Here is a 15,841-nt window from a genome sequence, read left to right on the forward strand (position 1 = left end):
GCTGGACTATCTTTTAGTCAGGCAGACCGGCATCAGGAGAGGTAAGAAGGATGACAAAAACGGGTAAAATTAGTAGCGCAATCGCCGGGATTTTCTTGTTGTTGGTTGTCGTAGCGATCGTGGCGATCGCCACGTTCGACTGGAACCGGCTGAAACCAACCATCAACCAAAAAGTCTCGACGGTGCTGAACCGCCCCTTTGCTATTCGCGGTGATTTAGGGGTGGTTTGGGAACGAAATAAAGACGAGCCCGGCTGGCGTAGTTGGGTGCCGTGGCCGCACGTTCATGCCGAAGATATTCTGCTTGGTAACCCGCCTGACATTCCCGAAGTCACCATGGTTCATCTGCCCGGCGTCGAGGCAACGCTTGCCCCGCTTTCGCTGCTAACCAAAACGGTTTATCTCCCCTGGATTCGCCTGGTTGAGCCGGATGTCCGTATTATCCGCCTGTCGGAAAAAAACAATAACTGGACCTTTAACCTTGCCAGCTCAGGCGACAAAGATCCGAATCAAAAGCCCTCCGGCTGGTCTTTCCGGCTAGACAATATCCTGTTCGATAAAGGCCGGATCGCGGTGGACGACAAGGTCACAAAAGCCGAGCTGACGGTCCTGGTTGATCCTTTGGGTAAGCCGCTGCCGTTCAGCGAAGTGTCCGGCCAGAAACCACAGGGTAAAGATGCGGCGAAAGCGGCAGATTACGTTTTCGGCCTGAAAGTGAATGGCCGCTACAACGGCCAGCCGGTTGAGGGCAGCGGTAAGATTGGCGGTATGCTGGCGCTACGTAGCGAAGGCGATAGCGCATTTCCGGTTCAGGCCGACGTGCGTTCCGGGACGTCGCGAGTGGTCCTGGTTGGCACCGTTAACGATCCGATGCAAATGGGCGGCGTCGATCTCCGGCTCAAGTTCTCCGGCGATTCCCTCGGTAATCTTTACGCGCTAACCGGCGTGCTGCTGCCGGATACGCCTCCGTTTGAAACGGACGGTCACCTGCTGGCAAAAATCGACACGGATAAAGGCTCCGTCTTCCGCTATCAGGATTTTAACGGGCGCATTGGCGACAGTGATATTCACGGCTCCCTGACCTACAGCCAGGGGAAACCCCGGCCTAAACTTGAGGGGGATTTGGTCTCTAAGCAGCTGCGGCTGGCCGATTTAGGGCCGCTGATTGGCGTTGATTCCGGGAAGGGTGCCGAAAAGACGAAAAAAGCCAGACAGCAGCGGGGCGACAGGACGGTGCAGCCAGCCGATAAAGTGCTGCCTTACGATCGCTTTGAAACGGACAAATGGAACGTGATGGACGCCGATGTGCGCTTTAAAGGGCAGCGCATTGAACACAGCGGCACGCTGCCGCTGAGCGACCTCACCACCCACGTGATCCTGAATAACGCTGACCTGCGCCTGCAGCCGCTGAAATTCGGCATGGCGGGCGGCTCCATCAATGCCAACATCCACCTTGAGGGCGATAAAAAGCCGATGCAGGGGAAAGCGGATATTCAGGCGCGTCGTCTGCAGCTGAAGCAGCTTATGCCGAAGGTTGAGTCGATGCAGAAAACGCTGGGCGAGCTGAACGGCGACGCCAATCTGAGCGGACGCGGTAACTCAGTCGCCGCGCTGCTGGGCACCAGTAACGGCAGCCTGAAGCTGTTGATGAACGACGGGCTTATCAGCCGTAACCTGATGGAAATCGTTGGCCTTAACGTGGGTAACTACATTGTCGGCAAGATTTTTGGTGACGATGAGGTGCGGATCAACTGCGCCGCCGCGAATCTGGATTTACGCAACGGGATCGCGACGCCGAGGATTTTTGCCTTCGATACTGAAAACGCGCTGATTAACGTCACCGGGAGCACAAACTTTGCCAGCGAGCGCCTGGATCTGACCATCGATCCGGAGAGCAAAGGGATTCGTATTATTACTCTGCGCTCCCCGCTCTATGTGCGTGGCACATTCAAGAACCCTGATGCGGGCGTGAAGCCGGGGCCATTGATTATCCGTGGTGCAGTGGCTGCCGCGCTTGCCACGCTGGTCGCTCCGGCGGCGGCGTTGGCCGCGCTGATATCGCCTTCTGAAGGGAGCGATAATCAGTGCCGGACGATTTTGGGGCAAATGAAGAAGTGAGTTTGCCCCTCACACCGGCCCTCTCCCCAAAGGGGCGAGGGGGAAAAGAGAAGGCAAAACTGATATTTCCTCTCCTTTTAGCCAGCCTTCCTCTTTCGTCCCAAAGGGGCGAAGGGGAAAAGAAAAGGTCACCAGGGAAGGCAAAACTGATATTCCCTTCCTGTTAGCCAGCTTTCTTCTTTCATCCCCTCTCCCTTTTAGGGAGAGGGTTAGGGTGAGGGTAAAAATTACAGCGACTGATGGCGGGTCTCTTTACTCAGCAGCAGAGCAATCAGCGTCAGTGCCGACATCGCCGCCAGATACACGCCGACATAGAACAGACCATAATTAGCCTGCAGCCATGTGGCGATATACGGTGCGACAGAGGCGCCAAGAATGGACGCGACGTTGTAAGAGAATGACGCGCCGGTGTAGCGGACTTCCGTCGGGAACATCTCCGGCAGCAGTGCACCCATCGGGCCAAAAGTCAGGCCCATCAGGCTCAGGCCAATCAGCAGGTAGGCCATCACCAACGCCTGGTTCCCGGAGCCCAGCAGCGGCGGGAAGACGAACAGCGCAAACAGAATCATCAGGCTGGTGATCACAATCATGCTCTTACGGCGGCCAAAAGCATCCGCCAGGTAACCCGCAATCGGCACCATCACGCCAAAGCCAATCACCGCCATCATCAGCATCCACAGCACCTCATTGCGCGAGAAACCGAGGCCAGCTGGCACAGGCGCGGTGCTGAAGGTCATGGAATAGACCGTCATGATATAGAACAGCGTATAGGTCGCCAGCATGATGAAAGTGCCGAGGATCGTCGCCTTCAAATGTTTGGTCAGCAGCGTGCCCAGCGGGACTTTAACCTGCTTCCCGGCTTTGGCAATCTTCGCGAAAACGGGCGTTTCATGCAGCGAAACGCGGACATAAAGCCCGATAATGACCAGCACCGCAGAGAGAATGAACGGCACGCGCCAGCCCCAGGACATAAATTGCTCGTCGGTCAGCAGCCATGAAAGCAGCAGGAAGGTGCCGTTGGCGAAGAAGAAGCCTATCGGCGCGCCCAACTGCGGGAATGAACCGTACAGCGCGCGTTTGCGCGGCGGGGCGTTCTCGGTCGCCAGCAATGCCGCACCACCCCATTCACCGCCCAGGCCAAGACCCTGGCCAAAACGGGCCAGCGCCAGCAGAAGCGGGGCGAAGATACCGATGCTGGCATAGCCCGGCAGCAGTCCGATGACGACGGTCGAGATCCCCATCGTGAGCAGGGAAGCGACCAGCGTGACTTTGCGACCGACGCGGTCGCCGAAGTGGCCGAAGAGCGCTGAACCAATCGGGCGAGCCACAAAGGCGATGGCGAAAGTGGCGAGGGACTGTAACGTGGCGGCCGTCGGGTCACCCTGCGGGAAGAAGATGTGCGGGAAGACAATCACCGCCGCGGTGGCATAAATGTAGAAGTCGAAGAATTCGATGGCCGTGCCGACCAGCGAAGCGACAACGACTTTTCCGCGTGAGTTTACGGGCGTAGCGTCAGCCCCGGTATCGAGAGTTGTGGCAACGGATGCTTGCATAGATTTTTCTTATTTATGGCGAACGAAAGTCCATTTACGCATAGCAAAAGAAGCATTTCAACGCGCCGCACCGGGCGAAATGGCTCAAAAAACGCGCATTAAGTGGATAATTTTTAAGCCAGCCCGTAATCTTCTATGAAATGCTTCACAAAATTTTCAAAATAGAGAATAAAACTGGTTTTAGGTTAAATAAAAGTTACCAGTTAGATTTATCTGCTGAGTTGGTCGGCTTGTCCCAGCGAGCGCAAAAACTGGCTATCTCACCGGACTGAAACTCCGGCAGGTGCGCCATTAATTTCTCCAGCGGCCAGTCCCACCAGGCGATGCGCCCCAGGCTTTCAGCCACCTCCTGCGGGAAACGGCTGCGAATAGGTTTGGCTGGCACGCCGCCAACGATGGTGTACGGCGGGACATCTTTGCTGACCACCGCGCCCGCGGCCAGTACAGCGCCGTCACCCACCGTCACGCCGGGCAGGACGATAACGCCGTGGCCAATCCACACATCGTTACCAATTATCACCCGGTCCTCGCGGCGATGCGCAAAGAATGAGGTATCCCGGCCAACATCAGTGGCGTAGTACTCGGGGCAGTAGGTAAAGCGGTGCTGTGAGGGGCGATCCATCGGGTGATTGGGGGCGCCAAGTCGAACGTGGTTGGCAATGGCGGTGAATTTACCGATCTCGCTGTCGGCTACGCAGCAGTGTTCCCCGAGGTAGGAGAAGTCGCCGAGGGTGCTGTACTCCAGCACGCTGTTGGCGAGTATTTCACACTGTTCGCCGACGTGTGTTTCGCGCAGGCGAACGCTGGGATCAATAACAGTTTTCTGAAGTTTGGGCACGGAGGCTGTGGTCATGGCATGTTCTCTGGTCGGAGGTTTAGACAAGTGGACCTGCTAACCTGAAGGTCGGCAGGCCACCTATCCTGACCGGAAATCATGACAGGATTATTTATGTGTTTTCCCCGGCATCCTCGGGTCGTCTTTGTATTCTGCGGTGGCAATCCAGGCCGCGCAAAATAGCGTCAGCCGGGCGAAGAAGTAGAAGAAGGCCATCAGCCCCAGCACCGAGCCAAAAGCGGCCCCGGAAGGCGAACTGACGAGCTTCGGCAGACTGTAGGTCATAATGATTTTAATCACCTCAAAGCCGATGGCCGCAATCAGCGTGCCGCGAATGAGCGCCTTACGGCGCGGGCGATGGCGCGGCAGACGCCAGAAGATCCAGAAGAACAGCAGGTAGTTAGCAAAAATCGAAATCGCCAGGCCGACCAGATGCCAGGCCGGCTTTAGCCATTCGATATCGCCCAGATGCAGCAGGCGTATCAGCAGCGTCTGGGCGGAGCCGGAAATAGAGGTGATAGACAGCGTGACGATCAGCGCAATCAGCAGACCAATCAATGAGATAAAATCACGCAGGTATTTTATCCAGAATTTTTCCTGATCCTGCGGGGTGCGTTCCCACTTATCCCGCGACTGAGCGCGCACCGCTTCGCGCAGGTTGCCCATCCAGTTAATGCCGGAGTAAAGCGCAACCAGCAGCCCGACCAGGCCAACGGTGGTGCGCTGTTGAACCGCGGTATTGATGGTGTTTTTCAGCGTGGCGGCAAGCGTCGGGTCGCTGACGTTCTCAAGGATTTTGGCAAAAATATCTTCAAGTAGCGTCGGGTGTGAGGCAAGCACGTAGCCGCCTGCCGCGAAGGCGACCATCATGATGGGGATCAGCGACAGAAACGAGAAGTAAGTAATGGCGGCACCAAACTGGTTTCCAAGCCGATCGTTAAAGCGTTCTGCGGCGCGGAGCAGGTGGGCAACTATCGGCTGCCTGACCGTTTTGTTGACCGCAGATATGGTGCTGTTCACCGCGGCGTTGCTGGTTTTCAGCTTCACCAGGGGTTCATTCTCTGTTGCTTCGCTGTGAGCTTCATCCTGCTGAGTATCGATATTCACTACAGGCTCGTACTCGAGCTCGTGGGTTGGGCGTTTTTCGCGGTTATCCGTCGTCGTCATCGGGTCAATTTTCCTTTTGCTGTGGCAGGATCTTAAGGAAATTATAGCCATAACGCTAATCGACATAGGCTTTGAGTACGCCGCTTAGCCATTCCATAAACAAATGTACCCGCCGGGAGAGGTTGCGGCGATGCGGATAAAGTAGCGAAATCGGCATTGGTTCGGCCCGATACTGGGGCAAAATTTCCACCAGGCTGCCCTCTTTGAGCTGGATTTTCACACCCGCGCGAGGAACCTGAATGATGCCCAGCCCGGCGGCACAGGCGGCCTGGTAGGTTTCCGTGCTGTTAACGGTTATCAGGCCACCGGTTTTCACCCACTGCGTTGTTTTATCCAGCCAGACTTCAAAGCCTTGTGGGCGGGTGCCGAGATTCTGCGCGTAATGCACCATTGCATGCGAAGCCAGGTCGTCCAGGCTTTCGGGATAGCCAAAGCGGCTGAGGTAGTCCGGGCTGGCGCAGTTGATCATGGTAAATTTCCCCAGCGGCCTTGCCACCAGGCCCGAGTCTTTGAGGTGGCCCACGCGCAGCACGCAGTCAAACCCTTCCCGAACAACATCCACCATTCTGTCGCTGCTGCTAAGCTCTAGTTCGATACCGGGGTACTGCTGCAGGAAACCTGGCAGTTTCGGCATGATCAAGCCGCGCGCCAGCGTAACGGGCATATCGACCCTGATGCGCCCGCTGACGCTGGCGGGATCGGTCTGGAACAGGCCGTCGAGTTCATCGAGATTACTTAACAGATCCCGGCAGCGTTCGTAATAGACCATGCCGTCCTGGGTGAGCTGAACCCGGCGAGTGGTGCGGTGCAGCAGGCGTGTGCCGAGTGACGTTTCCAGCGCCTGAACCTGGCGAGAAACGCTGCCCTTCGGCAGCCCAAGCGTGTCTGCGGCGCGGGTAAAGCTCTCCAGCTCCGCAACCCGCACGAAGAGCTGCATTGCGTGTATTTTATCCATCTTATCACCACATTGTTGTTATTAATGAAACAGTGATGCGCATCTGGCCGTATTTATTGATTTTGTATCAGCTAATAAGCTGTATCTCAATGTCCTGACAGCCAAATAAGGGGTTTATCATGAGTCAACGCATTGCTTTAGTGACCGGCGGCAGCCGCGGTTTAGGTAAAAATGCAGCGCTGAAGCTGGCCTCACGCGGCATCGGTATTCTGCTGACCTACAATAGCCAGCGTCAGGAAGCCGAAGATGTTGTGCGTGAAATTGAGCAAAAAGGCGTGAAAGCTGCAGCAATTCAGCTCAACGTCGGTGATTCTTCTACCTTTGCTGGATTTGTTGAGCAGGTGAAAGAAACGCTGCACCGCGTCTGGCAGCGAGATACGTTTGATTATTTATTGAACAATGCGGGGATCGGTCTTGAAGCGTCATTCGCCGAGACCACTGAAGCGCAGTTCGATGAAATAATGAACATCCACCTGAAAGGGCCTTTTTTCCTGACTCAGGGCCTGCTGCCACTGATTAAAGACGGCGGCCGCATTCTGAATGTCTCCACTGGCCTGACCCGCTTCTCGCTGCCGGGTAAAGCCGCCTACGCCACGATGAAAGGGGCGATGGAAGTACTGACTAAGTACCAGGCCAAAGAGCTGGGCTCGCGTGGGATTGCGGTGAATATCATTGCGCCGGGTGCTATCGCTACCGATTTCAGCGGCGGTATTGTGCGCGACAATGAGCATGTGTCTAAGGCGATTGCCGCGCAAACCGCACTGGGGCGCGTAGGGCAGCCGGATGATATCGGCGATGCGATTGCTGCCATTCTTAGCGATGAGACGGGCTGGATGAACGCGCAACGCATTGAAGTGTCCGGCGGGATGTTCCTTTAGTTTTTTGACCCTCTCCCTAAAAGGGAGAGGGGATCGACCGCAGCCTGCTTTCGTGCAGTCGGGCAGCCAGAAAGAAGGGGGTGAGGGGCTGTTCCTACGCCGTGATTTCCCAGCCGCGCGCTTTCCACAAGCCCGGTAGCTCGGCCAAATCGGTAAATGTCGTCACCTTTGGATGGTCGATCGGCTTGTTATGCGGATCGGCACAGAAGTAAAACACCTCCATTCCCGCAGCAATGCCCGACTGCGCCCCTGCCATAGAATCGTCCACCAGAATGCAGCGCTCTACGCCCACCTTCATCTGCTCCGCCGCGTGGAACATCAGAGCCGGGTCCGGCTTCCAGCGCTGAATGTCGTAGCCGCTGTAAAGGGTATCCGGAAAGTAGTTGAGCATTCCGGTTTTGCCGAGAGAGTGCTGCATTTTGCTGACCGGGCCGTTAGACACCACGCACATCGGCTTGTTGATTTGTGCCAGCAGCGTGTTCGCCCCGGCGATGGCCTGAAGTTCGCTGTCAAACAGGCGAGCAACTTCGGCGCGGTAAATCGCTTCCAGCTCGGGCTTAGGCAGGCTGGTGCCGTACTCAGCGTTGATTGTGTCGATAATTTCGTAGAGTTTGACGCCTTTGAATGTTTTGAACACATCATCCAGCGCAAGTTGAATGCCGTATTGCGCAAACATATGTACGTAGGCTTTGGAGCAGATGACCTCGCTGTCGACCAGCGTTCCATCGCAGTCAAAAAACACCGCTTCTATCCGGGACATGCCATTTCCTTTCTCTCAGGTTTAACGTTTACTCTATGCTTTTTGCGCAACGCAATCGATCCCGTTGCGGTAATTTCAGCGAAAAAAGTGGATGATTTGCGTTATCCCCCGCCAATTTTGGTATAGGATAGCGGCGTATTTTTTCCTCTTTTAGTTCGGAAACCGATAATGAGCCAACCACAGTCCACTCCGGAAACAACGCCGGGGCTGCTCGAACGCGCGTTCAAATTACGCGAACACGGTACTAACGCCCGCACCGAGGTGATCGCCGGGTTCACCACCTTCCTGACGATGGTGTACATCGTTTTTGTTAACCCACAGATCCTCGGCGCAGCCGGGATGGATACCCAGGCGGTCTTCGTCACTACCTGCCTGATAGCCGCCTTTGGCAGCATCCTGATGGGTATTTTCGCCAACTTGCCTGTGGCGCTGGCACCGGCGATGGGCCTGAATGCCTTCTTCGCCTTCGTGGTCGTCGGCGCGATGGGCCTGTCCTGGCAAGTCGGCATGGGCGCTATCTTCTGGGGCGCCGTGGGTCTGCTGCTGCTGACGATTTTCCGCGTTCGCTACTGGATGATCGCGAATATTCCGCTTGGTCTGCGTGTCGGCATTACCAGCGGTATCGGCCTGTTTATCGGCATGATGGGGCTGAAAAATGCCGGGATCATTGTCGCCAATAAAGAGACGCTGGTCAGCATCGGGAACCTGACCTCCCACAGCGTGCTGCTGGGGGCGCTGGGCTTCTTTATCATTGCGATTCTCGCTTCCCGTAATATTCACGCGGCGGTGCTGGTTTCTATCGTGGCGACCACGCTGCTGGGCTGGCTGCTGGGCGACGTGCAGTACCACGGCATCGTGTCTGCGCCGCCAAGCGTGAGCAGCGTTGTCGGGCAGGTGGATTTAGCCGGATCGCTGAATCTGGGTCTGGCAGGGGTGATCTTCTCCTTCATGTTGGTGAACCTGTTTGACTCCTCCGGCACCCTGATTGGCGTGACGGACAAAGCCGGATTAACCGACGAGAAGGGCAAGTTTCCGCGCATGAAGCAGGCGCTGTTCGTGGACAGTATCTCTTCCGTTACGGGTTCCTTTTTCGGCACCTCTTCGGTTACCGCCTACATCGAAAGCTCGTCCGGCGTTTCGGTCGGCGGCCGCACTGGCCTGACGGCTATCGTGGTCGGCCTGCTGTTCCTGCTGGTTATCTTCCTGTCACCGCTGGCGGGTATGGTGCCTGCGTATGCGGCCGCAGGGGCGCTGATTTACGTTGGCGTGCTGATGACCTCCAGCCTGGCCCGCGTGAAGTGGGATGACCTGACCGAAGCGGTACCGGCGTTTGTTACCGCCGTAATGATGCCGTTCAGCTTCTCCATTACCGAAGGCATCGCGCTGGGCTTTATTTCCTACTGCGTTATGAAGTTGGGCACCGGCCGCTGGCGCGAGCTGAGCCCGTGCGTGATCATCGTGGCGCTGCTGTTCGTGCTGAAAATTGTGTTCGTTGATTAAAGCCAGACGCTAAAAATAAAAACGCCAGTCATGTGACTGGCGTTTTTTTTGGCCTGGAATCAGGCTTTAACGCGCTTGATGTAATCGCCAAAGGCGGTGAGCTGCCCGGTCAGATGGTCGAGCGTGCTTTGATCCACCACTTCGCCGCTCTGCGGGTCGACTTTGTTCTGAATTACACCGCCCATAAACTCAGGCTTGTTCATCACCATCGCATCCAGGAAAACGAGGATCTGGCGCAGATGATACTGGCAGCGCGCGCCGCCGATAGCGCCCATGGAGCTGGTTTGAATAAGCACAGGCTTGCCGGCGAGCGGCTGCTCAGGCAGGCGAGAAAGCCAGTCGATAGCGTTTTTCAAGCCACCCGGCACGGAATAGTTATATTCAGGCGTCACAATCACTACGCCATCCGCCTGGCGGATTTGCTCAGCAATGGCTTCCACGCTCTGCGGGAAACCGTCTTCCTGCTGAATGTCGGCATCGTACAGCGGGATATCGCCGATGGAAGGCAGGGCATCTATCTGCATGCCTGCCGGGGCGATGTTCGGCAGCGTACGGGCGACCATCGCGTTAAATGAACCCTTACGCAGGCTCCCCAGTAAAGTCACTATCTTCAACGAATCAGACATTGGTACTCCTTTATGTGTCAGGACGTTCGGGAAAATGTGTTATGCGGCGTTGCTGCCTCTGATGATATACCCGTCAGGCGAATGATGCGCGCCTGAGCGCTTCGGCTGCGAGCTTCGGCATCCGGCAGGGCGTTCCAGCCCTGTTGGCCGTCGAATTCCCACAGCTTCAGGCGCTCCACGCCTGGCGCTACGGTACAGCCCCAGATAAGGATATCTTCCGCATCGCTGATAGCTTCAATATGCGGCTCGTTTATGACGCGCAGGCGACCAGAGCCCGGCAATAATTGTAGTGTGCTGAGGCTGGTCTGGGGATTGTCCGTCAATTTCAGAACGCTGCGGCGCAGCGTATGCAGCTGGGTTCGAGCTTCATTGGGATCGTTTTGGTTGTTGATCCAGGTAATTTCGCTGCTGCTGGACTGCGACGGCGGCACAACCGGGGACGGTGCCTGGAAACTGCGGCGGAGCTCCATGTCCAGCCCGCAGCGCCCTTCGGTTGCCAGCAGTACGCCCACCATGTTGCCGGCATAGGCGATGCTGAAATCCGGCAGCTCCGCGTCGGCAAAGCGCGGGCGTCCTGCCGTAGAGGTGATGATTTGCGGCAGGTGCTGGGTGCCATACAACATAAACATCATCTCTGCGACCAGCGTACGCGACGCGAGATAGCGCGTGCGGCGGTGCTCCGGCATCAGGCTGGCTGCGTTAAGAATTTCGTCGTTCAGTCGGGGTGAAGTGAGGTTGGGAGGGTTCAGAGCCCATCTTGCAAAATGCGTCGCCATTTGTCGCTCCTTGATAATGGTCTGTCGATGTCATGCTGCTTCGGGTGGCTGAAACAGCGCTCCGCTTCCGATTCTGAATCTTGTCAGGGATCGAATAGTAGTCTCTGGCTCAATGCGTTGTCATTGATGCTCTTCAATAGAGTGACCTATTTTTTGAGCAATATATTATATATTCAATTCTGGGAAAATTCTTAGTGGTTTGCGTAAGTTGAGCACTTAAAAATGTCGATATGAAGACATCGTCTTGAAATGATGAAGTATTTTAAATGTGAGGAAAATGCCCCGCATCCTGAAGTGTGACGCGGGGCGACGGCAGGGGATTATTTTCCGATACAGAAGCTCGAGAAGATACGCCCTAACAGATCGTCAGAGCTAAATTCGCCGGTGATTTCACTTAAGTTCTGCTGCGCCAGGCGCAGCTCTTCCGCCAGCAGTTCGCCGGCCCAGGCACCCAGCAGCTGGGCTTTGCCCTGTTGCAGGTGGGTCGCAGCTTGCTCAAGCGCCTGTAGATGACGGCGTCGGGCGAGGAAGCCGCCTTCCATATTAGTTTCGAAGCCCATGCTCTCTTTCAGATGCGCGCGCAGCACGTCGACACCTTCCCCGGTACGGGCGGAGAGCCTGACAAGTGAGTGACCATTCACTTCGCTCAGGCCAAGCGTCTCGCCGGTGACGTCGGCTTTGTTGCGCACCACGGTAATCGGCAAACGCTCAGGCAGGCGAGCGATGAAATCAGGCCAAATTGCCGCCGGGTCAACGGCGTCGGTGGTGGTGCCGTCCACCATGAACAACACACGATCGGCTTGCTCAATCTCTTTCCAGGCTCGTTCAATCCCGATGCGTTCAACTTCGTCACTGGCTTCGCGCAGGCCCGCGGTATCAATAATATGCAGCGGCATCCCGTCGATGTGGATATGTTCGCGGAGGACGTCACGCGTAGTGCCAGCAATGTCGGTGACGATAGCCGCCTCACGCCCGGCCAGGGCATTCAACAGGCTGGATTTACCGGCGTTTGGACGCCCGGCGATAACGACTTTCATGCCTTCACGCAGCAGGCTCCCCTGGCGGGCTTCGGCGCGTACCGCATCAAGATCGCCAATGACCTGATGCAGCTGAGCTTCGATTTTACCGTCGGAGAGGAAGTCGATCTCTTCGTCCGGGAAGTCGATAGCCGCCTCCACGTAAATACGCAGGTGAGTCAGCGCTTCCACCAGATGGTTAATACGCGCGGAGAAAGCCCCCTGCAGCGAATTAAGCGCTGAGCGAGCGGCCTGCTCGGAACTGGCATCGATCAGGTCGGCGATCGCCTCCGCCTGCGCCAGGTCGAGCTTATCGTTCAGGAAAGCGCGTTCCGAAAACTCACCGGGCCTGGCGATGCGCAAACCCGGCAGCGCCAGAATGCGTTTGAGCAGCAGGTCGAGGATGACCGGGCCGCCGTGCCCCTGCAGCTCGAGGACATCTTCACCGGTGAAGGAGTTCGGGCCAGGAAACCACAGCGCAATGCCCTGATCCAGCGCGCTACCGTCGGCATCGCGAAACGGAAGATAATCCGCGTAGCGCGGCTTCGGCAGCTTACCGAGCACCGCTTCTGCGACCTCGCGCGCCTGACGGCCGGAAATACGCAGGATACCTACGCCGCCACGCCCCGGCGGAGTAGCCTGGGCAATGATAGTGTCATGATTGCTCATCGTTTATCTCAGACCTTGAATCAAAAAGAAAAAGGCGGTCAACTGACCGCCTTTCGTAAGCTTAATGCCAAATATTATCAGGTCTTTTTCTTGTCGCGGCTATGCAGGCCACGCTTTTCCAGACCGCGATAAATCAGCTGCTGCTGAAGGATGGTCACCAGGTTGCTGACGATATAGTACAGCACCAGACCTGACGGGAACCACAGGAAGAACACGGTGAAGATGACCGGCATAAAGGTCATGATCTTCTGCTGCATCGGGTCGGTTACGGTGGTCGGCGACATCTTCTGGATGAAGAACATCGTGGCGCCCATCAGAATCGGCAGGATGTAGTACGGGTCCTGTGCAGACAGGTCGTGGATCCACAGTGCAAACGGCGCGTGGCGCAGTTCAACGGAGCCCATCAGCATGTAGTACAGCGCCAGGAAGATTGGCATCTGGATGATCAGCGGGAAGCAGCCGCCCAGCGGGTTAACCTTCTCAGCTTTGTACAGCGCCATCATTTCCTGGCTCATACGCTGCTTGTCGTCACCGATACGCTCACGCATGGCCGCCAGTTTTGGCTGCAGCATACGCATTTTGGCCATCGAGGTGTACTGCGCTTTGGTCAGCGGGTACATGATGCCACGAACGATAAAGGTGATAACGATAATGGAGAAGCCCCAGTTACCGATGAAGCTGTGGATAAATTTCAGCAGCTTAAACAGCGGCTGAGAGATGAACCACAGCCAGCCGTAATCTACGGTCAGGTCAAGGTGTGGCGCAACGGCCGCCATTTTGTCCTGAATTTCCGGGCCGACCCAAAGAGTGCTGCCCATCTGAGCCGTCTGGCCTGGCTGCACTACCTGAGAAGCAGATTTGTAGCCAATCGCCGCAACGTCGTTGTTCAGCTTGGTGGTGTAGAAGTTGTTCGCGCCCTGAGTATGCGGCACCCATGCGGTAGCAAAGTACTGCTGTAGCATCGCCACCCAACCGCTGTTGGCGTTGACGTTCAGGTTCTCACCGTCAGCGATGTTGTCGAACTTAACTTTTTCGTATTTCGCGTCCGGAGTGGAGTACGCCGCGCCACGGAAGGTATGCAGCGCAAAGTTGCTGCTGCCGGTATCGCGATGAGAAGGCAGATTGATGGACTGCTTCAGCTGACCAAAGGTTGCCAGCTCCAGCGGTTTCTCGCCCACGTTCTTCACGTTGTAGTCCACACCGACAGAGAACTCACCGCGTTTCAGGGTGAAGGTCTTGGTGAAGGTGTTGCCTGCCGCGTCGGTAAACGTCATCGGCACAACCAGTTCGTTCTGGCCATCCGCCAGGGCGAAGGTATCGGCAGTGACGTTATACAGTGGACGGTCACCGTTCGCCGGGTTATCCGGGCCATCACGACCGGTCAGGCCGCTCTGCGCCTGGTAGATAAATTCAGGCGTGGTTTCCAGCAGTTGGAACGGCTCTGCGGATTTCAGCTCTTTCGGGTAGGTTGGCAACAGCGCTTGTTCTACATCACCACCGCGGGTGTTGATGGTCAGTTCAAGAACGTCAGTTTTAACCGTAATGAGTTTTCCCTGGCCACTGGCCGGCACACCCTGATTAGCGGCGTTACCCTGGCTGTTCGTCGTCTGCGTGGTCTGCTGCACCTGAGGTTGAGGAGCGTGGTCCTGCTCCCAGGCTTGCCAGATCATGAAAGACACGAACAACAAAGCGATGAGAAAAAGATTGCGTTGCGAATCCATCGTTAGTGTTCTCTGGTATCAAAAGGTCCGGGCGGAACGGGATCGTCTCCACCAGGGTTCAAAGGGTGGCATTTTAGTACGCGTTTCATCGTTAACCAACTGCCTTTTAACACACCAAACCTGCGCAAGGCCTCAATTCCGTAGTGAGAACAGGTTGGGGTGAAACGGCAATGCGGCCCGAGAAGCGGACTAATCAGGCGTTGATAGACCCTGATAAGGGCTATCAGGACCCGCGAGCCTGGCGACAATGGCGGCGCCATAACTTTTCCAATGCTTCCGATAAAGCCCGGTTATCCAGGTCGGCAACCCCTTTTTTCGCTACTACCACGAAATCCATTGACGGCAGTTCGTGCTGACGCAGACGGAAGCTTTCACGCGTCAGACGTTTAATCCGATTGCGTTCATGGGCGCGTTTAACGTTTTTCTTAGCGACGGTGAGACCGATACGGGGATGCCCCAGCGTATTCAGGCGGCCGAGAATGGTGATTTGCGGCGTGCCAGCCCGTTGTGGCTGCTGGAAGACGAATGTGAAATGATGGGGAGTTAACAAACGTAACTCCCTGGGAAAAGCTAGCTTAACCACGCAGGGGTTAGCTTTTATTACTTAGAAACGGTCAGACGGGAGCGGCCTTTAGCACGACGACGTGCCAGAACCTGACGACCATTTTTAGTAGCCATACGAGCACGGAAGCCGTGAGAACGGTTGCGCTTCAGTACAGACGGTTGAAAAGTGCGTTTCATGGCGATTTCTACCTAAACTATTAAATTTCACTGGATTTGCGTAACGCCCTACAGGGTCTGCGAACGACTTACGCTTCAGTGTGGCTGATTAAAGAGGCCGGATTGTAATAATTGTACACTCCGGAGTCAATTCAATTCCCTTACTGCTGCGCCCTTTTTGACCCCGAAAAGAGGCCCGGATCTCCGCTGAAGTACAGCGGCATTACGCGACGGGTGGAGAATTATACGGGCTTGCGGCGAAAGCGCAAGGATCCGCGAGGATCTTCATCAGATCTCTTTAGCGATATTTGTGCGCTAGTCATTAAATTTTCCAATATGAGACGGTTATACGCTGCACGTGTGGCAGGATCGATTACACTTAACCCGCTAAAACCGCCCTGTGGATAATTCGTGAAGAATCTGTGAGAAACAGAAGATCTCTGCCGCGCTTTAGGCTATGATCCGCGGTCCCGATCGTGATCCAGCCTTCACCGGGGAAACCGCAAATAGCGGTTCGCGCGCCTCCCACAGCCTGAGAGCGTGTGTCA

Annotated in this window: 15 protein-coding genes; 3 read left to right on the forward strand and 12 right to left on the reverse strand. The window is 56.0% G+C overall.

Annotated features, from left to right (window positions below; genetic code table 11):
• Positions 1–50: 50 nt before the first annotated feature.
• The gene (locus tag F3J29_RS16680; RefSeq protein ID WP_166867736.1) at positions 51–2,117 is read left to right on the forward strand and encodes an AsmA family protein; all 2,067 of its coding nucleotides are present in this window, start codon (positions 51–53) and stop codon (positions 2,115–2,117) included.
• Between the two features lie 227 nt (positions 2,118–2,344).
• On the opposite strand, the gene F3J29_RS16685 is transcribed toward F3J29_RS16680, so the two are convergent.
• From F3J29_RS16685 to F3J29_RS16700, 4 genes are all read right to left on the reverse strand, one after another.
• The gene (locus F3J29_RS16685; protein WP_039288941.1) at positions 2,345–3,670 is read right to left on the reverse strand and encodes an MFS transporter; all 1,326 of its coding nucleotides are present in this window, start codon (positions 3,668–3,670) and stop codon (positions 2,345–2,347) included.
• 196 nt (positions 3,671–3,866) lie between these two features.
• On the reverse strand, positions 3,867–4,523 hold the full coding sequence (locus tag F3J29_RS16690; RefSeq protein ID WP_166867738.1) for a DapH/DapD/GlmU-related protein: 657 nt from the start codon (positions 4,521–4,523) through the stop codon (positions 3,867–3,869).
• Positions 4,524–4,613: 90 nt separating this feature from the next.
• Positions 4,614–5,672, reverse strand: a complete 1,059-nt coding sequence (yhjD, locus tag F3J29_RS16695) for an inner membrane protein YhjD (protein ID WP_166867740.1) — start codon at positions 5,670–5,672, stop codon at positions 4,614–4,616.
• 55 nt (positions 5,673–5,727) lie between these two features.
• On the reverse strand, positions 5,728–6,627 hold the full coding sequence (locus tag F3J29_RS16700) for a LysR family transcriptional regulator (protein WP_166867742.1): 900 nt from the start codon (positions 6,625–6,627) through the stop codon (positions 5,728–5,730).
• A gap of 119 nt (positions 6,628–6,746) precedes the next feature.
• Between F3J29_RS16700 and F3J29_RS16705 the strand changes: the two genes are divergently transcribed.
• A complete protein-coding gene (locus F3J29_RS16705) occupies positions 6,747–7,505 on the forward strand; it encodes an SDR family NAD(P)-dependent oxidoreductase (protein WP_166867744.1) in 759 nt (252 codons plus the stop codon).
• A gap of 94 nt (positions 7,506–7,599) precedes the next feature.
• Here the strand turns inward: F3J29_RS16705 and yieH are convergent, their stop codons facing one another.
• On the reverse strand, positions 7,600–8,265 hold the full coding sequence (yieH, locus tag F3J29_RS16710; protein WP_166867746.1) for a 6-phosphogluconate phosphatase: 666 nt from the start codon (positions 8,263–8,265) through the stop codon (positions 7,600–7,602).
• A 168-nt stretch (positions 8,266–8,433) separates the two neighbouring features.
• Here yieH and F3J29_RS16715 point away from each other — a divergent pair, with 168 nt between their 5' ends.
• A complete protein-coding gene (locus F3J29_RS16715) occupies positions 8,434–9,765 on the forward strand; it encodes an NCS2 family permease (RefSeq protein WP_166867748.1) in 1,332 nt (443 codons plus the stop codon).
• 59 nt (positions 9,766–9,824) lie between these two features.
• Here the strand turns inward: F3J29_RS16715 and F3J29_RS16720 are convergent, their stop codons facing one another.
• The 7 genes from F3J29_RS16720 to rpmH form a co-directional block, all read right to left on the reverse strand.
• A complete protein-coding gene (locus tag F3J29_RS16720) occupies positions 9,825–10,391 on the reverse strand; it encodes an NADPH-dependent FMN reductase (protein ID WP_166867750.1) in 567 nt (188 codons plus the stop codon).
• Positions 10,392–10,408: 17 nt separating this feature from the next.
• Entirely contained in the window at positions 10,409–11,167 is a 759-nt protein-coding gene (locus tag F3J29_RS16725; RefSeq protein ID WP_166867751.1) for a 4'-phosphopantetheinyl transferase family protein, read from the reverse strand.
• Positions 11,168–11,487: 320 nt separating this feature from the next.
• Positions 11,488–12,852 carry a tRNA uridine-5-carboxymethylaminomethyl(34) synthesis GTPase MnmE gene (gene mnmE / locus F3J29_RS16730; RefSeq protein ID WP_166867753.1) on the reverse strand — a complete coding sequence of 455 codons (1,365 nt, stop codon included), beginning with the start codon at positions 12,850–12,852 and terminating at the stop codon, positions 11,488–11,490.
• Positions 12,853–12,929: 77 nt separating this feature from the next.
• Positions 12,930–14,573: a membrane protein insertase YidC gene (gene yidC / locus F3J29_RS16735; protein WP_166867755.1), complete on the reverse strand. Its 1,644-nt coding sequence runs from the start codon at positions 14,571–14,573 to the stop codon at positions 12,930–12,932.
• A 2-nt stretch (positions 14,574–14,575) separates the two neighbouring features.
• The gene (gene yidD / locus F3J29_RS16740) at positions 14,576–14,833 is read right to left on the reverse strand and encodes a membrane protein insertion efficiency factor YidD (RefSeq protein ID WP_071530513.1); all 258 of its coding nucleotides are present in this window, start codon (positions 14,831–14,833) and stop codon (positions 14,576–14,578) included.
• Positions 14,797–15,156, reverse strand: a complete 360-nt coding sequence (gene rnpA / locus F3J29_RS16745) for a ribonuclease P protein component (RefSeq protein ID WP_166867757.1) — start codon at positions 15,154–15,156, stop codon at positions 14,797–14,799. The genes yidD and rnpA overlap by 37 nt, the downstream gene beginning before the upstream one ends.
• A gap of 17 nt (positions 15,157–15,173) precedes the next feature.
• Entirely contained in the window at positions 15,174–15,314 is a 141-nt protein-coding gene (gene rpmH / locus F3J29_RS16750; RefSeq protein ID WP_003849659.1) for a 50S ribosomal protein L34, read from the reverse strand.
• Positions 15,315–15,841: the final 527 nt, after the last annotated feature.

It is taken from the genome of Enterobacter sp. Cy-643 (assembly GCF_011752815.1).
GTDB lineage: Bacteria > Pseudomonadota > Gammaproteobacteria > Enterobacterales > Enterobacteriaceae > Cedecea.